Origin of the sequence: Micromonospora sp. WMMD1120, assembly GCF_029626235.1 — a bacterium.
In the GTDB taxonomy this organism is placed as follows: Bacteria; Actinomycetota; Actinomycetes; order Mycobacteriales; family Micromonosporaceae; genus Micromonospora.
This window is the reverse complement of sequence record NZ_JARUBO010000005.1, coordinates 1,371,893-1,391,714: the sequence shown is the minus strand read 5'-3', so window position 1 is coordinate 1,391,714 and position 19,822 is coordinate 1,371,893. Positions and strand designations below refer to the sequence as shown.

Genomic DNA, 19,822 nt, shown 5'->3' with positions numbered 1-19,822 from the left:
GCGTGGGCGTGGGCGTGGGCGTGGGCGTGGGCGTGGGCCAGGGCCAGGGCCAGGGCCAGGGCCAGGGGCGCGGGGCCGAGGGCTGGGGTTAGGGGAGGGGCCAGGGGAGGGTTAGTTCGCCCTGGCGCCAGCGGGTTCGGTTGTGCAGGACGGGCCAGCCTGTCTGCCGTAGGCGGGTCACCGCCTGGACCCAGCGCTGCCGGGGGCCGAAGGTGGCGTAGGGGGCGGCGGCCTGCCAGGCGTCGTCCAGAGCGCGGATCAGCGCGTACACCGGCTCACCGGGGACGTTGCGGTGGATCAGGGCCTTCGGCAGGCGCTCGGCCAACTCGGCGGGGCTGCTCAGGGTGGTGAGCTTCGCCGCGAGAGTCAGTGTCCGAGGACCGTCCGCGTCGATCAGCAGCCAACTGGCCAGGCGCCCCAACTCGTCGCACGTGCCCTCGACGAGCGCCCCGCCGGGTGCGAGGGCTGCGGTGATGGTCCGCCAGGCGTCCGGCACCTGGCTCTCGTCGTACTGTCGGAGGACGTTGAACGCGCGGACCAGCACCGGCCGGAGCCCGGCCAACTCGAACCCACCTCGGGCGAATGTCAGCCGGGGCGGGTCGGCGGCCGACGCCGCGGCGGCCACCCGGGCCGGGTCGATCTCCAGGCCGACCAGGCGTACGTCCGGACGGACCCCGGCCGCGAGTCGAGCCCGCAGTTCCACTGCGGTCACCGGGGTGGCGCCGTAGCCGAGGTCGACGACCAGGGGGTCGGCCGCCGCCAGCAGCCGGTCGGCACAGGTGGCGACGATCCAGTTGTCCACCCGACGCAGCCGGTTCGGGTTGGTCGTGCCCCGGGTGACCACGCCGAGCGGCCGGTGCCGTGCCGCGCCACTCATGCCGCCCCCCATCGACCCCTCAGCCGCCGCCCATCGACCCCTCAGCCGCCCCCATCGACCCTTCAGCCGCCCCCGTCGACCCGTCGGCCGCTCGCACCGACCCCTCGGCCGTGCCGACCCCTGGACTCAGTTGCCGACGCGGTACACCTTGTGCTGGGCGGCCTGCGCCCGGGGTCGGACCACCAGCCGGTCCACGTTCACGTGCTCCGGGCGGGTGGCGCACCAGACGACGCAGTCGGCGACGTCCTCCGCCACCAGCGGATCCGGCACTCCGGCGTAGACGGCGGCGGCCCGCTCGGCGTCGCCGTCGAAGCGGACCAACCCGAACTCGTCGGTCTTCACCATCCCCGGGTCGATCTCGATCACCCGCAGCGGTCGGCCGCACAGCTCCAGGCGGAGTGTGCCGGCGATGGCGGTCTGCGCGTGCTTCGCGGCGGCGTAGCCGCCACCACCCTCGTAGACGACCTGGCCGGCGGTGGAGGAGACCACCACTATCGTGCCCGAGCCGGACGCCTCCAGCGCCGGCAGCAGCGCCTGGGTGACCCGCAGGGTGCCGAGCACGTTGACGTCGTACATCCACTGCCAGTCGGTGACCGAGCCGGTCTCCACCGGGTCCAGCCCGCGCGCTCCGCCGGCGTTGTTGACCAGCACTGTGACCGGCCCGGGCGCCCGGGCGGCGGCCTCGGCCAGCCCGGCCACCGACTCGTCGGAGGTGACGTCGCAGGTCACCGCGGTGGCCCGCCCGCCGGCGGCGGCGATCTCGGCGACCAGGTCGGCGAGCCGTTCGGCGCGGCGGGCGGCGGCGAGGACGTGGAAGCCCTCGGCGGCCAGTCGGCGGGCGGTGGCCGCGCCGATCCCGCTGGACGCTCCGGTGACGATGGCGACTGCTGTCATTCCGACATTCTCCCCTCGGCCGTCCGACCCCCTTCGACCGGGCGTGCGGCGGCCACGCCCGGGGGTACGGCAATGAGGTCCGTCACCCTGGGGAGCCGCGCCGGGGTATTTCCGTAGGCCGATGGGGAAGATGAGGTCCGGCGTACAGGTTGACCGAGAAGCGCCGGTCGTGCGAACGGCATCAACCGTGACGAAGGAGCGGATGTGGCGGACATGCACACCGGTGTCGGGCGTCAGCGGGGTGCCCGACCGTGGCCTCGACCCCGCCGCATCGCCACCCTGTCGGTGCACACCTCCCCGCTGCACCAGCCCGGCACGGGCGACGCCGGCGGGATGAACGTCTACATCCTCGAGGTCGCCCGGCGACTGGCCGAGGCCGACGTGGAGGTGGAGATCTTCACCCGGGCCACCTCCGGCGACCTGCCCCCGGTGGTGGAGATGGCCCCCGGCGTGCAGGTCCGGCACATCACCTCCGGCCCGCTGGAGGGCCTCACCAAGGAGGAGCTGCCCGGCCAGCTCTGCGCCTTCACCGCCGGGGTGCTGCGCGCCGAGGCGTCCCGCCCGCCCGGGCACTACGACCTCATCCACTCGCACTACTGGCTCTCCGGCCAGGTGGGCTGGTTGGCGAAGGAACGGTGGGGCGTGCCGCTGGTGCACACCGCGCACACCCTGGCCAAGGTCAAGAACTCCCAGCTCGCCGCCGGCGACCGGCCGGAGCCCAAGGCCCGGGTGATCGGCGAGGAGCAGGTGGTCGCCGAGGCCGACCGGCTGGTCGCCAACACCCGGTTCGAGGCCAGCGACCTCATCCACAGGTACGACGCCGACCCGAGCCGGGTGTCCGTCGTCCAGCCGGGCGTCGATCTGGCCCGGTTCCGGCCCGCGTCGGGTGACCGGTTCGCGGCCGCCCGCCAGGCCCGTCGCCGGCTGGGGCTTCCGGTCGACGGGTACGTTGTCGCCTTCGTCGGCCGGATCCAGCCACTCAAGGCGCCGGACGTGCTGATCCGCGCGGTCGCCGCGCTGCGGGAGCGCGACCCGGCGCTGTCCGAGCGGCTGACAGTGGTGATCTGTGGTGGGCCCAGCGGCAGCGGGTTGGACCGGCCGACCGCGCTGATCGAGCTGGCGGCCAACTCCGGGGTCGCCGACGGCGTACGCTTCCTGCCGCCGCTCACCGGTGACGACCTGCCGGCCCTGTACCGGGCGGCCGACCTGGTCGCGGTGCCGTCCCACAACGAGTCGTTCGGCCTGGTCGCCCTGGAGGCACAGGCCTGCGGTACGCCGGTCCTGGCGGCCGCCGTCGGCGGACTGGTCACCGCGGTACGCGACCAGGTCAGCGGCATCCTGATCAACGGGCACGACCCGGTCGACTGGGCCCGCACGCTGGCCCGCCTGCTGCCCAACCGGGCCCTGCGGGCGGTGCTGGCCCGGGGCGCCGAGCAGCACGCCCGGCACTTCTCCTGGGACCGTACCGTCACAGGTCTGCTCGGCGTCTACGGCGAGGCGATCGCCGCGCACCGCGCCCGGCTCGCGGCCGACCTCGCCTGCGACCCGGCGCTCTCCTGCTCCTGGTGACCCGAGAGCGTCGCTCTCCTGCCGAGCGGAGCGTGTCGCTCGGAAGGTGCGCCGGTCGGGTCGGTCGTAGAGTGGGCCCGATGAGCCCGAAGAGCGATCTCGCGACCCTGATCGAGTCGGTCTGCGCCGAGCGGGACCTGGCCTGGGAGTCGACCGGCCCCGACTCGTACGCGGTGACGCTGCCGGGCACCCACAAGCTCAAGACGATCTGCAACCTGATCGTCGGCGACCACGCGCTGCGGATCGAGGCGTTCGTGATGCGCCAGCCGGACGAGCGCCGTGAGGAGCTGTGGGCCTGGCTGTTGCAGCGCAACGCCCGGATGTACGGCGTCTCGTTCTCCACCGACGCGGTCGGTGACGTCTACCTGACCGGGCGGGTCAACCCGGCCGGCGTGGACGCCGACGAGTTGGACAGGCTGCTCGGCGCCGTGCTCACGTACGCCGACGAGTCGTTCGACACGATGCTGGAGATCGGCTTCGGCAGTTCGATCCGGCGCGAGTACGAGTGGCGCGTCAAGCGGGGTGAGTCGACGGCCAACCTGGCCGCGTTCGCCCACCTCTTCGAGCCCTCCGGCACCGCCTCCAACCCCGCCTGACCGCGCCCGCCCCAGCGCCCCCTCGCGCCCCGCGCCCTCGCGCCCCGCGCTCCCTCGCGCCCCGCGCCCCCTCGCGCCCCGCGCTCCCTCGCGCCCCGCGCTCCCTCGCGCCCCGCGCTCCCTCCCGCAAGATCGTGCTCGATCCGGGAAGTAGTGGCCTGCCCCACGGGTCGAGGCCACTACTTCCCGGAAGTTGCACGATCATGGCGGGCGAGCGGTGGTTCGGACTGCTCCTGACGGGTATGCCGCGGCGCGCGGTGCGGCAAGGGACCCCCGCGTGCCGAGGACGGAGTTCAAGGAGCGGAGCGTCCCATGGCTCAGCGGAACAGCTCAGGTCGCGGCGCGACTGCGACCAGGACCAAGCGACAGACCGGAAACCAGACGCCGGGTACGCCCGGGGTCTCCGAGTCGGAGATCTCCCGGATGCGGGTGGACGACATCCGCGCGCAACTGCGCAAGCGCGGAGTCACCGGGATCTCCGCGTTGCGCAAGCCCGACCTGGTGAAACAGTTGGCGCGCTCGATGCGGGCCGGCTCGGGTCGGAGCAGCACCGGCCCGTCGGGTCGGGCCACCGGCACCAGGGCCTCGGCGGGTCGTGCCGCGGCCACCAAGAAGTCGGCCGCCAGGCCGGCGTCCCGCCGCGCGAAGGCGGTGCCGGCGAACAAGAGCGCACCCGCGAAGCGCGCGGCCGCCGCCAGGAAGACCACCTCCGCGCGCGCGTCGGCGGCGAAGAGGACGACAGCGGCGAAGAAGGCGCCCGCCGCGAAGCAGGCTACCGCCGCGAAGAAGACGACCGCCGCGAAGAAGACGACCGCTAGGAAGACGACCGCCGCGAAGAAGACGGCGGCGAAGCAGACGACGGCGGCGAAGACGTCGACCGCCGCGAAGAAGGCGCCCGCCGCCAAGAGGACGACAGCGGCCAAGAAGACGGCCGCCGCCAGGAAGACGACCGCGGCGCAGCGGACGACCACCGCGCGGAGCGCAGCGTCGACGTCGACCACCGCGGCCCGGAAGGCGGCGACGGCCCGGAAGACGGCGACGGCCCGGAAGGCGGCGACGGCCCGGAAGGCGGCGACGGCCCGGAAGGCACCGGCGAAGAAGGCGCCGGCGAAGAAGGCGGCCACCCGACCGGCGGCGAAGCGCGCCGCGCCGGCGAAGCGCGCGCCGGCCAGGCGTCTGACGCCCGGCTCGGCCTCCGGCGGGACGACGACGGGCGGGATTCGTACCGGACGGGGTACCGGCCGGTCGGTTCGCAGCTCGCAGGTGATCTCGTCGACGATGGATCGGCCGGAGCGGCCGGGACGAAGCCTGATCACGGCGAATCACGAGGTGATCCAGCGATGGGCCCGGGAGCGCGGGGCGAAGCCGGCCACCATCGCCGGCACCGAGCGGGACGGCCGGGCGGGTGTGTTGACCTTCAACATTCCCGGATACCGGGAAAGCAGCCGGATTCGTGAGATCACCTGGGATGAGTGGTTCCACACCTTCGACCTGCGCCGGTTGAACCTGATTTACCAGGAACAGATGCGCGACGGCCGGCCGAGTAACTTCTTCCGGACCGAGTCACCCGATCGGGAGGACGGTTGAGGTGTTTGCGGGAATGGCTGACGGGTACGCGGCTGTTGGCAAAGATCGAGGTCGGAGCAGTGGATACTCGCCAGTTGTGACCGGCGAGACAGCCCTTCTGGGTTGAATCCAGAATCCGGTCGAACTAGCTTTATTGCACCGCACCACGCTTGGAAACGTTCGGGGGAGCGGCGGATCGATCAGATCCGTGCACCAGGCGAGGTGCGAGGGGACGGGTGGATAAACCGTTGGGGGACGGTTCCCACCTGTTTGGACCGGCGGCGCGAGCGGGCGACGCTTACGGGGGTGAGTGTTGCCCGCCGCCGCCGGCCCCACCGGCGGGCGCCCACCACGACCTCAGGGGACGTGGTGGGCGCTTTGCGTTGGTTATGGGTCGACCACCCGTTACGGCGCCGGCACCCGTTCTGTGGTCGTGACGGGCGTCGCGTTCCGGCGGAGCGCGGCGACGTGCCGCTCCCTGGGCGGTCCGGCGAGCAGATGCCCGAGCGCGGCCAGGAGGCCCAGCCCGGCCACGATCAGCCAGTGCCGGTCGCCGAGGTGTTGCAGGCTCACGCCGCCGAGGGTGGGCGCGACGAAGGCCGCCGCCGGGAAGGTCAGATAGAAGACCGACTGGTAGCGCGCCCGCAGCAGCGGAGGTGCCAGGTCGGCGTTGATCTGCGCGTTGGGCGGGGCGGCGAGCATCGAACCGACCGTCCAGACCACTGCGGCGCCGAGGTAGACGGCCAGGTCGTCGGCGACGGCGAGCACCCCGAAACCGAGCGCGAGCAGCGCTGTCGAGACGGCCAGCACGACGTCCTTGCGGTGCCTGTCGATCAACCGGGGCACGAACAGTTGCCCCACCACGATGAGCGCCCCACCCAGTGCCACCACCACCCCGTACGCCGACGGGCCCAGGCCGTCCGCGCGCATGGCCAGCGGCATGATCGTCGACGTCTGCATGGTGAGCACGGCCAGCACGAAGGTGAGCCCGACGAAGACGAGGAAGGTGCGGTCGGTGAGCGCGGTGTGCAGTCCGGGCCGGCGGGTCCGCACCGACGCCGGGGTGGGCCCCGACGCGGTGGTGGTCGGCCGGGCGGCCAGCCGTAGGGTCTCCGGCACCTTCCAGCCGATGACGGCGGCGGCGGTCAGGGTGGCGCCGGCGTCCACCAGGAACAGGGCGGTGAAGCTCGCCTCGGCCAACACCCCGGCGAGCAGCGAGGCGACCGCCATGCCCAGGTTGAACGCCCAGAACTGCAGGTTGAACGCCCGGGAGCGGCGCTCGGCCGGCACCACGTCGACGATCGCCGCGACGAACGCCGGGCTGGGCATCGAGTGGACCACTCCGATCAACGCGGAGAGCACGGCGATCAGCAGCAGGTGCTGGCTGAAGGCGAGCGCCACCATCAGGCCCACGGTGGCCAGGTGTGCGGCGAGCAGTGTCGCCCGGCGGCCCCACCGGTCGGCGAGCACCCCGCCGAGCAGCACCCCGGCCGCTCCGCCGGCACCGTACGCGCCGACCACGGTGCCGGCGAGACTCTCGCTGGCGCCGCGTACGTCGGTGAGGTAGAGCGAGAGGAACAGCATGGCGAACGCGCCGGCCCGGTTGATCAGCAGGCCGGCCCAGAGGTACCAGAAGGTGGCGGGGAGGCCGCCCGCGGTGTCGTGCCACCAGCGCCGCAGGGCGTGCACCCGACCTCCCGACAGTTCGGATTCCTAACTGTTCCGGTCACACTAGCCCGAGGGCCGACGGGGCGAACGGTCAGACGGCGGCCTCGGCGGGCTGCGCCGCCCGATCGGCGCGGACCGGGGCCAACGCCTCGCCGGAGTGGCGCAGCTCGGTGGCGCGCCGCTCCCGGGCCGGGCCCGACACCAGGTGGGCCACGGCGGTCAGGGCGCCCAGCGCGGCGCAGCCGTACCAGAGCGCGTCGTTGCCCGCGTGCTCCCGGACCAGGCCGCCGAGGATCGGTGCGCTGGCGCCGGCGATCTGCCAGGAGAGCGAGAACACGCCCTGGTAGCGCCCGCGCAGCTCGGCCGGGGACAGCTCGGCGATCAGCGTGGAGTTGGACGGCGAGTTCAGCATCTCGCCGACCGTCCAGATCAGCACCGTCAGCCCGTAGAACCAGGCGGTGCCGGCGAGCGCGGTCAGCCCGAAGCCGACGCCCATCACCACGGAGGCCAGTGCCAGCACGTGGGAGCGGCTGCGCCCGCGGATCAGGCGGGGAACGAACAGTTGGCCGACCACGATGAGGACGCCGTTGAGCGCGATCACCGAGCCGTAGGTGGCCGGGCTCAGGCCGCTGTCGCCCATCGCGATCGGCAGCATCGAGATGTGCTGGAGGAACACCAGCGCGGCGAACAGGTTGAGGGCCACGAACCCGAGGTACACGCGGTCGGTGAGGATCGTGCGCAGCGCGCCACCCGGCGCCTTCGTCGCGGCGGCGGTCGCCGAGCGGACCTGTTGGGTCTCCGGCACCTTGACGAAGATGATCAGCGCGGTGATCAGCATGGTGCCGGCGTCGACAACGAACAGCAGCAGGTAGTCGGCCTGCGCGGCCAGCCCGGCGAGGACGGCGGCGCACGCGAAACCCAGGTTGATCGCCCAGTAGTTGAGCGAGAAGGCCCGCAGCCGGTCCCTTGCCGGCACCACGTCGATCATCATCGCCCCGAAGGCGGGCCGGGCCGCCTCGGCGAACATGCCGAGCAGCAGTGCCCCGAGCGCCACCGCCCAGAGGTCCCGGGCCAGCCCGAGCGCCAGCATCATGGCTGCCGCGCCCACGTGGGCGGTGAGCAACGTCGGCCGGCGGCCCCACCGGTCCGCCAGGGTGCCGCCGGCGGTCGTGCCGAAGGCCCCGCCGACGCCCCACAGCCCGATCACCAGGCCGGCCTGGGAGGGCGAGAACCCGCGCTCCTGGGTCAGGTAGATCGCTAGGAAGACGAGGACGAACGAGCCGAGCCGGTTGATCAGTGTGCCGGACCACAGGTACCAGAAGGTGGTCGGCAGTCCGCCGGTGGTGTCCCGGAACCAGGTCCGCATCGTCCGCATATGGCGCCCCGCTCGCACGTAATGACCGGCACTGCTATCGCGCCTTACGACCCTAGTGTTGGGCGGGCTGGCTGGTCACCCGCTTTTTCAGGTGGTGGTCGTCACGACAGGTGCCCGCGTGTCCCCGAGCCGGTTGAGGCAGGATGATCCGCATGACTGCGAGCGAAGGGCCCACCGTCGGGACGCTGGTCCTGCTGCGCCACGGTGAGAGCGACTGGAATGCCAAGAACCTCTTCACCGGCTGGGTGGACGTCGACCTGACCGAGAAGGGCGAGGGTGAGGCGCGACGCGGCGGCGAGCTGCTGCGCGAGCACAGCCTGCTGCCGGACGTGGTGCACACGAGCGTGATGCGCCGCGCCATCCGCACCGCCGAGCTGGCGCTCAACGCCGCCGACCGGCACTGGATCGCCGTACGCCGGTCGTGGCGGCTCAACGAGCGGCACTACGGCGCCCTGCAGGGCAAGAACAAGAAGCAGACCCTCGACGAGTACGGCGAGGAGCAGTTCATGCTCTGGCGCCGGTCGTACGACACGCCTCCGCCACCGATCAACGACAACGACGAGTGGTCGCAGGTGGGCGACCCGCGGTACGCGTTGCTGCCGACCGAGCTGATGCCACGTACCGAGTGCCTCAAGGACGTCGTCGAGCGGATGCTGCCCTACTGGTACGACTCGATCGTGCCGGACATCCTGGCCGGCCGGACGGTGCTGGTGGCGGCGCACGGCAACTCGCTGCGTGCGCTGGTCAAGCACCTCGACCAGATCTCCGACGAGGCGATCGCCAAGCTCAACATCCCGACCGGCATCCCGCTGCGCTACGACCTCGACCCGCAGCTGCGCCCGCTCACACTGGGCGGCACCTACCTCGACCCCACGGCGGCGAAGGAGGCCGCCGCGGCGGTCGCCAACCAGGGCCGGTGAACGAACAGAGGGGCCCCCGCGCCGGGCGGGGGCCCCTCTGTTCGTCGCCTCAGGTGGTGGCGGGGCTGTTCTGCCCGGTGATCAGGTAGATGACGTGCTCGCCGGCGTTCACCGCGTGGTCGGCGAAGCGCTCGTAGAAGCGGCCGAGCAGGGTGGCGTCGATCGCCGTCTCCACCCCGTACGGCCAGTCGTCGCCGAGCAGCACCGCGAACAGGTTCTTGTGCAGCTCGTCCATGGCGTCGTCGTCGCGGTCCAGCTCGCCGGCGAGGTCGGCGTCGGGCTTCGCCAGCACCGAACCGATCTTCACGGCCATCCGGTCGGCGATCTCGGACATCTCGGTGAAGACCGCCCGCAGCTCGGCCGGTACGGCCGGCGAGGGGTGCCGGCGCAGCGCGGTCTTCGCCACGTGCTCGGCCAGGTCACCCATCCGTTCCAGGTCGGCGGCGACGTGCAGCGCGGTGATCATCGCCCGCAGGTCGGAGGCGACCGGCGCCTGCCGGGCGAGCAGGTCGCAGACCCGCTCCTCGACGTGCCGGTAGAGGTCGTCGATCTCGGCGTCCCGCTCGATGACCGTCTCGGCGGCCTGCCGGTCGGCGGTGAGCAGTGCCCGGGTGGCCTGGCGCATGGCGGCGCGGACGCCCTCCGCCATGTCCACCAGCAGTTGGCTGACGATCTGGAGGTCGGCCCGGAACTCGTCGCGCATCATCACGTCCTGTGGTCGGTCGCCGCCAGCGGTTGCCGGCGCAGGGGCTGAGCAGGTGCGACGCCAACGGTAGGCGGCGCGGACGGACCCCGGATGAACCACGGTGAACGACGCCGGACGTACGGGTGAACACTTCTCGAAGTGCGGGTAGTTCGTCCCGTTCTGTGTGGTAGCCAGGTTAACAATGACCCTACGATCGCCGGGTGGAGTGGGCGGTGGCGGTCGTGGTGGCCGTGGCGTTGGTGGCCGGGGTGGCCGCCGGTTTCCTGCTGCCCCGGATGATGGGGAGGCCCGCGATAGCCGACGAGCAGCAGACCGGGCTCGGTCGCCGGACGATCGACTCGCTCCGGGCCGGTGTCGTGGTCCTGGACGACGACGACGTTCCCGTGCTGATCAACCCGGCCGCCCGCGCGATGGGGCTGCTGCGCACCGGCAGTACGCCCGGCTCGATCGCCGCGCACCCGCTGATCCGTACCCTTGCCGGTCAGGTGCGCCGCACCGGCGTGCGGCGCGAGATCGAGCTGGACCTGCCCCGGGGTCGCGACAGCGCGGGAGAGAACCCGCTGGGCGTGCACCTGCGGGCGATGGGTCTCGGCAACGGCTTCATCGCGGTCGAAGCGGTCGACGTGACCGAGGCGCACCGGCTGACCCGCGTACGACGGGACTTCGTGGCGAATGTCAGCCACGAGTTGAAGACCCCGATCGGGGCCCTGCAGCTACTCGCCGAGGCGCTGCTGGACGCGACCGAGCCGGCCGACGTCGCGGCGCCGGACCTCTCCGAGGACCTGGTGGCGGCCCGCCGGTTCGCCGAGCGGATCCAGCACGAGTCGACCCGGCTGGGCCGGCTGGTGCAGGAGTTGCTGGAGTTGACCCGGTTGCAGGGGGCCGAGCCGCAGCCGCCACCGGAGCCGGTCGCGCTGGACTGGGTGATCGCCGAGGTGGTCGACCGGACCCGCACCACCGCCTCCGCCCGGGGGATCGAGGTGTTGATCGAGGGTCAGCGCGGTCTCACCGCGTACGGCAGCGACTCCCAGCTCGCCACCGCGGTGGCGAACCTCGTGGAGAACGCCATCAACTACTCCGGTGAGAACACCACAGTGCGGGTGACCCTCGCCGGCGACGACGAGCACGTCGAGATCGCCGTCGCCGACCAGGGCATCGGCATCGCGCCCACCGACGTCGACCGGATCTTCGAGCGGTTCTACCGGGCCGACCAGGCCCGCTCGCGGGCGACCGGCGGCACCGGGCTCGGCCTGGCGATCGTGAAACACATAGCGAGCAACCATGGCGGACGGGTCGAGGTGTCGAGCACTCTTGGTGGGGGGTCGACGTTCACCCTCCGGCTGCCCGCCAGTCCACCGGACGACCTCCTGGCGACACTGCCGCCGGTTGGGATCGAGTCCGGTCCGGCCGGGCTACGGCAGGTCTGACAGAAAATGGAAAGGAAATCCCCGTTGAGCCGCGTTCTGGTGGTCGAGGACGAGGAGTCGTTCTCCGACGCCCTGTCGTACATGCTCCGTAAGGAGGGTTTCGAGGTGTCGGTCGCCGCGACCGGGACCGACGCCCTCACCGAGTTCGACCGGACCGGCGCGGACATCGTGCTGCTCGACCTGATGTTGCCCGAGATGTCGGGGACCGAGGTCTGCCGGCAGTTGCGGCAGCGGTCTGCGGTGCCGATCATCATGGTCACCGCCCGGGACAGCGAGATCGACAAGGTGGTCGGGCTGGAGATCGGCGCCGACGACTACGTCACCAAGCCGTACTCGCCGCGCGAGCTGGTCGCCCGGATCCGGGCGGTGTTGCGCCGGCAGAGCCCGGAGGTGGCGGACGTGGGTGCCCCGACGCTGGCCGCCGGGCCGGTGCGGATGGACATCGAGCGGCACGTGGTCACCGTCGACGGCGGGGCCGTGCAGTTGCCGCTGAAGGAGTTCGAGCTGCTGGAGCTGCTGCTGCGCAACGCGGGTCGGGTGCTGACCCGCGGGCAGCTCATCGACCGGGTCTGGGGGGCCGACTACGTCGGTGACACCAAGACGTTGGACGTGCACGTCAAGCGGCTGCGCTCCAAGATCGAGCCGGAGCCGTCCGCGCCGCGCTTCATCGTGACCGTCCGGGGCCTGGGCTACAAGTTCGAGCCGTGATCGGCCGACCCGGAGGGGGCCCACGCCACGCGCGGGCCTCCTCCGGGCTGTCGGGGGCCGCTCAGCGGACGACCCTGATGTTGAAGATCGCGGTGTCGAGCCGGCCGTAGAGCCGCACCCAGAGCGGCACCAGCATCTCGGCGCCCCGCGCGGTGGAGAGGTCCCCGAGGTCGATCACGTCGGTGTGCCCGAAGCTGACGAGCAGCTCGGTGACGACCCGCTTGGCCTCGGCGTCGTCGCCCGAGACGAAGACGCTGTGGGCGCCGTCGGCGAGCTGGCGTGGGTGGACCATCAGCTCCGCGGTCATCGTGTTGAGCGACTTGACCACCTTGGCGTGCGGAAACTCCCGCTGGATCCGCTCGGCGAGGGAGTCGGTGTTCTGCACCGTCAGGGAGGGCGGGAAGCCCGCGCTGAAGTCGAGCGGGTTGGCGACGTCGAGCAGGACCTTGCCGGACAGGTTCTCCGCGCCGGCCGCGGTGAGCGCCGCCAGGGAGCCGTTCCCACTGGTGGCGTTGACCACCAGCTCGGCGTCGGCTGCCGCGGCGGCCATGGTCGCCAGGCCGACCTCGGAGTGCTCGGCGGCCCAGGCGGCGTACGCGCCGGCCTGGGTGGCCGCGACGTCCCGGGTGCCGATGGTGACCTGGTGGCCCAGCTCCGCCGTGCGGGCCGCGATGGCCTGCCCCACCGAGCCGGTGCCGAGAACTGCGATGCGCATGTCGATCGATCCTCCAGTGGGGCGCGGTGGCCTTGCGCCGATTATCTGCAGGCTAACAGACAGGTCTGTCTACTGATGTCCCTCCTGGACGGCGGGCGCAGTTCTTTCTCGGAGCCTGTCGAGTTGCCCCGCGAATGGGGCGGCGGGGTCGGGGGGCGTTGTGGCGCGTGACCAGTGACCTCAGCCCCGACGGCTCAGCCCCGTATCCGGGGCAGCTCGACAGGAGTCGAACATCCCGCCAGCCCCTGCGGCCGCGCTGACGTGTGCCGGTAGACGGAGCAGTCTGTAAAATCGTGCCCGCCACCAGCAAAGACGAGGGAGCGCCGATGTCCGCGCAGCGCACGCCGGCCGGCTCGGCCCGGGACCGGATCATGGACACCGCGTTCCGGCTCTTCTATGCGCACGGCCCCCGTGGCGTGGGGGTGGACACTGTCATCGCCGAGTCGGGCGTGGCCAAGGCGACGCTCTACAAGCACTTTCCCCGCAAGGACGACCTGGTGCTGGCGTACCTGGACAGGGTCGACCAGGTGTGGTTCGGCGCGTTACGGGCGGCGGCCCGCGATGCCGGCGACGAGCCGCGCGACCAGCTCGTCGGGATGTTCGACGCCCTCGCCAGCGCCTGTCGCCGGGACGGCTACCACGGCTGCGCGTTCATCAACACGGCCGCCGAGTCGCCAGCCAGCGGAGCGGTGCACGCCCGCACCGTCGAGCACAAGACCGTCGTCCGGGCCTGGGTGACCGAGCTGGCCCGCAAGGCCGGCGCACCCGACCCGGAGCTGCTCGCCCGGCAGCTCACCCTGCTGATCGACGGCGGGCTCGCCAGCGGCGTGCTGGACGGCGATCCGGCGATCGCCGAGGCGGCCCGGCAGAGCGCCCGCACGCTCGTCGACAGCGCCCTGGACCGACCCGCGCGGTCGGGACAGCGGCCGCCTGGGGCCGGCTAGAGCTCGTCGGCGGGGTGCGGGGCGACCATGCCCTGTCGCACCCGGGCCGCGCACAGCTCGGCCAGCCGCTCGTACGCGGCGGCGCCGATCAACGCGGTCAGCTCCGGTGCGTACGACAAATACATCGGTTCGGCGCCGACATGCGCGTCCGTCGAGGAGGTGCACCACCAGTCCAGGTCGTGACCGCCGGCGCCCCAACCCCGCCTGTCGAACTCGGCCAGGGTGGAGACCAGCACCTTGGTGTTGTCCGGCCGCTTGACCCAGTCCTGGTCCCGGCGGATCGGCAGTTGCCAGCACACGTCCGGCTTGTATTCCAGCGGGTGCACCCCGTCGCGCAGCGCCTGGGCGTGCAGCGCGCAACCGCCCCCGCCGACGAAGTCGGCGTCGTTGAGGAAGACGCACGGACCGTCGACGCCCTGGGTTGCGGTGCGCCGGGCCGGGTTCTTGCCGTCGATGGTGTCCTCGTCGGTCCAGTTCTTGAACCCGCGCCGGAAGTGCTGCCAGGTCTCCGGTGTGAGCCGCTTGACGGCGGCGCGGACCCGCTTCTCGTCGTCGGAGTCGGTGAAGAACGCCCCGTGCGAGCAGCAACCGTCGCTGGCCCGGCCGGCGATGATGCCGTGGCAGCCCTTGCCGAAGATGCACGTCCAGCGGGAGAGCAGCCAGGTCAGGTCGGCCCGGATCACGTGCGTCTCGTCGGCCGGGTCGGTGAACTCGATCCACTCCCGCGGGAAGTCCAGCGGCACCTCACGACTGCGCGGGTCACCCGGGTCGTCCACCAGCACACGGAGCTCCATCGTCACTCGGCCCAGCGTACGCGCGGTGTCGGCGGCGGGCCGGCGAGCCGCGCGAACGTGTTGCGCCTACTGTCTTCACCATGCGACTGGGTGTCCTCGACGTCGGTTCCAACACCGTGCACCTGCTCGTGGTGGACGCGCACCACGGCGCGCACCCGTGGCCGGCGCACTCCGAGAAGGTGGTGCTCCGGCTGGCGGAGCAGATCGGCCCGGACGGCGCGCTCACCGAGACCGGCGCGGACGGCCTGGTGAAGGCCGTGGGCATGGCCAAGGCGGCGGCCGGCGGGTTGGAGGCCGACGACCTCATCGCGTTCGCCACCTCCGCCGTGCGCGACGCCACGAACGCGGCCGAGGTGCTGGCCCGGGTCCGCGACGAGACCGGCGTACGCCTGGCGGTGCTCTCCGGCGCGGACGAGGCGCGGATGACGTTCCTGGCGGTCCGGCGGTGGTTCGGCTGGTCGGCGGGGCGGCTGCTGGTGCTGGACATCGGCGGTGGCTCGCTGGAGATCGCGGCCGGCATCGACGAGGACCCGGAGGTCGCCATCTCGCTGCCGCTCGGGGCCGGCCGGCTGACCCGGGAGCGGCTGCGGGTCGATGCGGGCAGCGCGGCCCCGCCGTCGGCGGAGGCCGTCGAGAAGCTGCGGGAGTACGTCGAAGGCCGGTTGGACAAGGTGGCCGACCAGATCATCCAGGTCGGTTGGGATCGCACGGTGGCCACCTCGAAGACGTTCCGCACCCTGGCCCGGCTGGCCGGGGCGGCCCCGTCCGGCGCCGGGCTGTGGGTGCGGCGCAGCCTGACCCGCGCCGGTCTGCGGCAGGTCATCGGCTTCATCAGGCACATCCCACCGGCTCAGCTCATGGAGTTGGAGGGGGTCAGCGCGGGTCGGGCCCACCAACTGCTGGCCGGCGCCGTGGTCGCCGAGGCGGTGCTGCGCCGGCTGGACATCGACTCGCTGGACATCTGCCCGTGGGCGCTGCGGGAGGGGGTCATCCTCCGCCGGCTCGACCAACTCGAACCGCGCTGACCGGGTGACCGGTTTAGGGCTGTTTGCCGGCGCTCGTCACGATGCGGACAGCGCCGCCGGGCTACCCTGGCTGATGTGACTTCCCCGGTGCCCGTGCTCCTGTCCAGCTCGTCGGTCTTCCCCGAGCCGACCGCCGCGGCGTTCCAACTGGCCTCGGCGCTCGGCTACGACGGCGTCGAGGTGATGGTCTGGACCGACGTGGTCAGCCAGGACGCGGGGGCCCTGCGTGGCCTCGCCGCGCACTACGACGTGCCGGTGCTCTCGGTGCACGCGCCCTGCCTGCTGGTCACCCAGCGGGTCTGGAGCCCCGACCCGTGGGAGCGTCTGCGCCGGGCCGCCGAGCTGGCCGAGACGCTGGGGGCGCCGACAGTCGTGGTGCACCCACCGTTCACCTGGCAGCGTGACTACGCGCGCAACTTCGCCGAGGGGCTGGCCACTGTCGCCGACCGGTTCGGCGGGCTGCGCTTCGCCGTGGAGAACATGTACCCGGTGCGGATGGCCGGCCGGCAGTTCGTTCCGTACGTGCCGGGTTGGGATCCCACCGACACCGGCTACCCGTCGTACACCCTGGACCTGTCGCACTGCGCGGCGTCGCACAGCGACCCCCTCGAGATGGCCGACCGGATGGGCGCCGGGTTGGCCCACGTGCACCTCGGGGACGGCACCGGCGAGGGGCGCGACGAGCACCTGGTGCCCGGGCGCGGCACCCAGCCCTGCGCGGAGCTGCTCTCGTCGCTGGCTGGCCGGGGCTTCACCGGAGCGGTGGCGGTGGAGGTCGCCACCCGGGGCGCGAAGAGTCGCGCGGTGCGCGAGGCGGACCTGCGCGCCGCGCTGGAGTTCGCGCGCCAGCACCTGACCGCGTCGTCCCCGGTCGACGCCTGACCCGCCCGACAAGGGGCGGAGTCGGGGTCAGCGCACCGGCGAGAGCGAGTCCGCGTCGGCGGTCTGCTGCGGGGCGACGGTCACCTGCTCGCCGACCGCCGCCCGCTTGCGGGCACGGTGCGCCGCCACGTGTGAGCGGGTGGCGCAGCGCTCCGAGCAGAAGCGCCGGCAGCAGTTGGACGACGTGTCCAGGTAGACGTTGCCGCACCGCTCGTCGGCGCAGACCCCGAACCTGGCGCTGCCGTACTCGCAGAGCCACACCGAGAGGCCCCAGACCGCGCCGGCCAGGTATTCCGCGCTGACCGACGCGCCACGGCTGGTCACGTGCATGTGCCAGTCGCTGGAGTCGTGCCCGGAGATGCGCGGCTGCACCGGGAACGCCTCCAGCAGCGCGTTCAGCTCGGCGACCGCCTTGGCGTCCCGACCCGAGGTGCCGTACTCGAAGACGTCGCGCAGCCGCTTCTGGGCCCGCCGGAAGATGGCGACGTCCCGTTCCACGACCTCGTCGCTCATCCAGGCGTGGTCGGCGCCGAAGAGGGCCCGCAGGTCGTCGAGGTCGTCCAGACGGGCGTTGACCAGGTCAACGCCGGTCCGGGCGTACGCGTCGAAGTTCACACCTCAACGGTAGACGACTCACGGGGCGCGTGGCGCGTCGATGTAGTGCGGCAGGAACCGCGCGTAGCCGTCGGTGATCAGACTCGCGCTCTCCCGCACCCCCACCCCGGCCGACTCACCGTCGACGATCCAGCTGCCCAGCACCATGTGGTTGCCGGCGAACTGCGGCAACGCCCGGAACTCCTGGTAACACCAGCCCTCGTCGCCGTAGATCCCCGGGTTGGTGATCTCCTCGGCGGCGGTGACGATCCGCACCGAACCGCCCTCGCGCCCCAGCAGCGGCTTCGCCACGTACTCCGGCATGCCGCGCGGTGCGTCCAGGTACGCCGGGAGCAGGTACTCGTGGCCCGGATACAGCTCCCAGAGGACCGCGAGCAGCGCCTTGTTGGAGAGCAGCAGCTTCCAGGCCGGCTCGATCCAGGTGGTCGGGGTGCCCGGGTCCAGCGCCGCCGGCCCGTAGGGCTCGGCCAGCATCCACTCCCAGGGATAGAGCTTGAAGCAGGTGGTGACCGGTTGGTCGGCGGCGTCCACGAAGCGGCGGCCGTCCCAGCCGATCTCCTGGATCGGCTGCAACGTCACGCTCAGGCCGGCCTGCCGGGCGGTCTCGGCGAGGTAACCGGCGGTCATGTGGTCCTCGCCGGACTCCTCCTCGTTCGACCAGAGCACGTGCACCCGGGGTTCGTGCAACCCGGCGCCGATCTTGGCCCACGCGCCGACCAGCCGTTCGTGCAGGCTGTTCCACTGGTCCAGGTCGGGCCGGGTCTCCTCCAACCAGTACCACTGGATGATGCTCGCCTCGACGAGCGCGGTGGGGGTGTCCGCGTTGTACTCCAGCATCTTCGGCGGCCAGGTGCCGTCGTACGCCAGGTCGAAGCGTCCGTAGAGGGTGGGTGGCGCCTCGCGCAGCGACCGGGCCACCGCCTCGGCCGCCCACTCCGGGATGCCGAACTCGGCGTACCGACGTCGAGCCACCACGTGCTCGGCGGCGGCCACCGACATCCGGTGCAGCTCCTCGGTGGCCTCCTCCAGCCGCAGCACCTCGTCCAGGTCGAACGCGTACGCGCCGGTCTCGTCCCAGTACGAGGAGATCCCGCCGTCGGGCAGTTCGGTGTCGACGTAGACCAGGCCCTGCGCCCGGATGGTGGCGTCCCAGTCCGCGCGGGGCGTGACCGTCTCGCGACGCACCTCAGCCGCCGCAGGAGGCGAGGTGGGTGCCGAACCCGCCGCGCTCGGGCAGCGCCGCGGTGGTCGACTCCGGCGCGCGGGGAGCGGCGGCGGGATCGTTGACGCGCATCGCCAGCGCCACGGTTCCGCCGCCGCCGACCGGCCCGAGGGCGCAGTCGTCGTCATCGTCGTCGTCAGAGGTCATGTTGCATCCGGACAGGGCGAGCGCGAGCGCGGTGAGAGCGCCGAGCTGGACGGAGGCCGACCGGAGCCGGCGGCGGGGGCGGGGGTGTTGGTCCACGGCATCGTTGTAGCTGATCGACGCCAGCCCCGCAGCCCTGACCGCCCCTCGGCGGGGGTCCTGGCAGGGGCGTTACGCTCGGCTCATGCTCCGTTCCGTCATTCTCGCCGCCTCCCGGTCATCCCAGGTCGAGCGGCTCGTCGCGACTGCCCCGTACACCCGGGACGTCGTCCGCCGGTTCGTCGCCGGCGCCGCCACCGACGACGCGTTGCGCGCGACCCGCGGGCTCGTCGACGACGGTCTCGCTGTCACCCTCGACCACCTCGGCGAGGACACCGTCACCCCCGAGCAGGCCGTCGCCACCCGCGACGAATACCTGACGTTGCTGAAGATGCTCGCCGCCGGAGGGCTCACCCCGGCCGCCGAGGTGAGCGTGAAGCTCTCCGCCCTCGGCCAGATGTTCGACGAGCAGCTGGCGTACGACAACGCGCGGGCGATCTGCGCGGCGGCCGACGCGGCGGGCACCACGGTCACCCTGGACATGGAGGACCACACCACCACCGACTCGACCTTGGAGGTGCTGAGCCGGCTGCGCAAGGACTTCCCGTCGACCGGCGCGGTGCTCCAGTCGTACCTGCGGCGGACCGAGTCGGACTGCCGGGAGCTGGCCTCGGCCGGCTCCCGGGTGCGGCTGTGCAAGGGCGCCTACAAGGAGCCGGAGTCGGTGGCGTACCAGTCGGCCCGCGAGGTGGACCGGTCCTACGTCCGCTGCATGAACATCCTGATGTCCGGCGACGGCTACCCGATGCTGGCCACCCACGACCCCCGGATGATCGCCATCGGCGAGGACCGGGCCCGGTGGTTCGACAGGGGGCCGGAGCGTTTCGAGTTCCAGATGCTCTACGGCATCCGCCCCGAGGAGCAGGCCCGGCTGGCCGGCGAGGGTTACACGGTCCGCACCTACGTCCCGTACGGCGACCAGTGGTACGGCTACCTGATGCGCCGGCTCGCCGAGCGCCCCGCCAACCTCGTCTTCTTCGGTCGCGCCCTGGTCTCCAAGAAGTGATCGCGGCGGTCAGCGGTCCGGCGACGGAGCGCTGACGCCGTTTCGACGAGGTCGGCTGGCCGGGCTCCGC

At 72.2% G+C, this 19,822-nt stretch carries 19 protein-coding genes and 1 pseudogene; 10 read left to right on the top strand and 10 right to left on the bottom strand.

Going from position 1 to position 19,822, the window contains the following annotated elements:
* Window positions 1–88: 88 nt before the first annotated feature.
* A complete protein-coding gene (locus tag O7634_RS06600) occupies window positions 89–877 on the bottom strand; it encodes a class I SAM-dependent methyltransferase (protein ID WP_278149259.1) in 789 nt (262 codons plus the stop codon).
* Window positions 878–1,003: 126 nt separating this feature from the next.
* Window positions 1,004–1,771 carry an SDR family oxidoreductase gene (locus O7634_RS06595; RefSeq protein WP_278149258.1) on the bottom strand — a complete coding sequence of 256 codons (768 nt, stop codon included), beginning with the start codon at window positions 1,769–1,771 and terminating at the stop codon, window positions 1,004–1,006.
* Between the two features lie 204 nt (window positions 1,772–1,975).
* Between O7634_RS06595 and mshA the strand changes: the two genes are divergently transcribed.
* The 3 genes and pseudogenes from mshA to O7634_RS31875 form a co-directional block, all read left to right on the top strand.
* Window positions 1,976–3,340: a D-inositol-3-phosphate glycosyltransferase gene (mshA, locus tag O7634_RS06590; protein ID WP_278149257.1), complete on the top strand. Its 1,365-nt coding sequence runs from the start codon at window positions 1,976–1,978 to the stop codon at window positions 3,338–3,340.
* 80 nt (window positions 3,341–3,420) lie between these two features.
* Window positions 3,421–3,936, top strand: coding sequence for a YbjN domain-containing protein (locus O7634_RS06585; protein ID WP_278149256.1), 516 nt, complete (start codon window positions 3,421–3,423; stop codon window positions 3,934–3,936).
* A 933-nt stretch (window positions 3,937–4,869) separates the two neighbouring features.
* Window positions 4,870–5,523 (top strand): annotated as a pseudogene (locus tag O7634_RS31875) (hypothetical protein); the annotation flags it as partial.
* 384 nt (window positions 5,524–5,907) lie between these two features.
* Here the strand turns inward: O7634_RS31875 and O7634_RS06570 are convergent.
* Together O7634_RS06570 and O7634_RS06565 are read right to left on the bottom strand one after the other, a co-directional pair.
* On the bottom strand, window positions 5,908–7,191 hold the full coding sequence (locus tag O7634_RS06570; protein ID WP_278149253.1) for an MFS transporter: 1,284 nt from the start codon (window positions 7,189–7,191) through the stop codon (window positions 5,908–5,910).
* Window positions 7,192–7,261: 70 nt separating this feature from the next.
* Window positions 7,262–8,545, bottom strand: coding sequence for an MFS transporter (locus O7634_RS06565; protein ID WP_278149252.1), 1,284 nt, complete (start codon window positions 8,543–8,545; stop codon window positions 7,262–7,264).
* Window positions 8,546–8,697: 152 nt separating this feature from the next.
* Between O7634_RS06565 and O7634_RS06560 the strand changes: the two genes are divergently transcribed.
* The gene (locus O7634_RS06560) at window positions 8,698–9,465 is read left to right on the top strand and encodes a phosphoglyceromutase (protein ID WP_278149251.1); all 768 of its coding nucleotides are present in this window, start codon (window positions 8,698–8,700) and stop codon (window positions 9,463–9,465) included.
* A 49-nt stretch (window positions 9,466–9,514) separates the two neighbouring features.
* Here the strand turns inward: O7634_RS06560 and phoU are convergent, their stop codons facing one another.
* On the bottom strand, window positions 9,515–10,168 hold the full coding sequence (phoU, locus tag O7634_RS06555; protein ID WP_278149250.1) for a phosphate signaling complex protein PhoU: 654 nt from the start codon (window positions 10,166–10,168) through the stop codon (window positions 9,515–9,517).
* A gap of 203 nt (window positions 10,169–10,371) precedes the next feature.
* Here phoU and O7634_RS06550 point away from each other — a divergent pair, with 203 nt between their 5' ends.
* Together O7634_RS06550 and O7634_RS06545 are read left to right on the top strand one after the other, a co-directional pair.
* Window positions 10,372–11,598 (top strand): ATP-binding protein, encoded by a 1,227-nt coding sequence (locus tag O7634_RS06550; protein WP_278149249.1) that lies wholly within the window; start codon window positions 10,372–10,374, stop codon window positions 11,596–11,598.
* 24 nt (window positions 11,599–11,622) lie between these two features.
* Window positions 11,623–12,306 (top strand): response regulator transcription factor, encoded by a 684-nt coding sequence (locus O7634_RS06545; protein WP_278149248.1) that lies wholly within the window; start codon window positions 11,623–11,625, stop codon window positions 12,304–12,306.
* A gap of 61 nt (window positions 12,307–12,367) precedes the next feature.
* Here O7634_RS06545 and O7634_RS06540 read toward each other — a convergent pair whose 3' ends face one another.
* Complete coding sequence (locus O7634_RS06540; RefSeq protein ID WP_278149247.1) at window positions 12,368–13,021, bottom strand: NAD(P)-binding domain-containing protein; 654 nt, start codon at window positions 13,019–13,021, stop codon at window positions 12,368–12,370.
* Window positions 13,022–13,347: 326 nt separating this feature from the next.
* Between O7634_RS06540 and O7634_RS06535 the strand changes: the two genes are divergently transcribed.
* Entirely contained in the window at window positions 13,348–13,965 is a 618-nt protein-coding gene (locus O7634_RS06535) for a TetR/AcrR family transcriptional regulator (RefSeq protein WP_278149246.1), read from the top strand.
* Here O7634_RS06535 and O7634_RS06530 read toward each other — a convergent pair.
* Window positions 13,962–14,759 (bottom strand): hypothetical protein, encoded by a 798-nt coding sequence (locus tag O7634_RS06530; RefSeq protein WP_278153888.1) that lies wholly within the window; start codon window positions 14,757–14,759, stop codon window positions 13,962–13,964. The genes O7634_RS06535 and O7634_RS06530 overlap by 4 nt on opposite strands.
* Window positions 14,760–14,839: 80 nt before the next feature.
* Here O7634_RS06530 and O7634_RS06525 point away from each other — a divergent pair, with 80 nt between their 5' ends.
* Together O7634_RS06525 and O7634_RS06520 are read left to right on the top strand one after the other, a co-directional pair.
* Window positions 14,840–15,784 carry a Ppx/GppA phosphatase family protein gene (locus tag O7634_RS06525; protein WP_278149245.1) on the top strand — a complete coding sequence of 315 codons (945 nt, stop codon included), beginning with the start codon at window positions 14,840–14,842 and terminating at the stop codon, window positions 15,782–15,784.
* Window positions 15,785–15,859: 75 nt separating this feature from the next.
* Complete coding sequence (locus O7634_RS06520; RefSeq protein ID WP_278149244.1) at window positions 15,860–16,666, top strand: sugar phosphate isomerase/epimerase; 807 nt, start codon at window positions 15,860–15,862, stop codon at window positions 16,664–16,666.
* A 27-nt stretch (window positions 16,667–16,693) separates the two neighbouring features.
* Here the strand turns inward: O7634_RS06520 and O7634_RS06515 are convergent, their stop codons facing one another.
* The 3 genes from O7634_RS06515 to O7634_RS06505 are packed head-to-tail and all read right to left on the bottom strand — an operon-like array spanning window position 16,694 to window position 18,746.
* Entirely contained in the window at window positions 16,694–17,281 is a 588-nt protein-coding gene (locus O7634_RS06515) for a CGNR zinc finger domain-containing protein (RefSeq protein ID WP_278149243.1), read from the bottom strand.
* Between the two features lie 18 nt (window positions 17,282–17,299).
* Window positions 17,300–18,466 carry a glutathionylspermidine synthase family protein gene (locus O7634_RS06510; protein WP_278149242.1) on the bottom strand — a complete coding sequence of 389 codons (1,167 nt, stop codon included), beginning with the start codon at window positions 18,464–18,466 and terminating at the stop codon, window positions 17,300–17,302.
* Window position 18,467: 1 nt separating this feature from the next.
* On the bottom strand, window positions 18,468–18,746 hold the full coding sequence (locus tag O7634_RS06505; protein WP_278149241.1) for a hypothetical protein: 279 nt from the start codon (window positions 18,744–18,746) through the stop codon (window positions 18,468–18,470).
* Window positions 18,747–18,831: 85 nt separating this feature from the next.
* On the opposite strand from O7634_RS06505, the gene O7634_RS06500 reads away from it, so the two are divergent.
* Window positions 18,832–19,752: a proline dehydrogenase family protein gene (locus O7634_RS06500; protein WP_278149240.1), complete on the top strand. Its 921-nt coding sequence runs from the start codon at window positions 18,832–18,834 to the stop codon at window positions 19,750–19,752.
* Window positions 19,753–19,822: the final 70 nt, after the last annotated feature.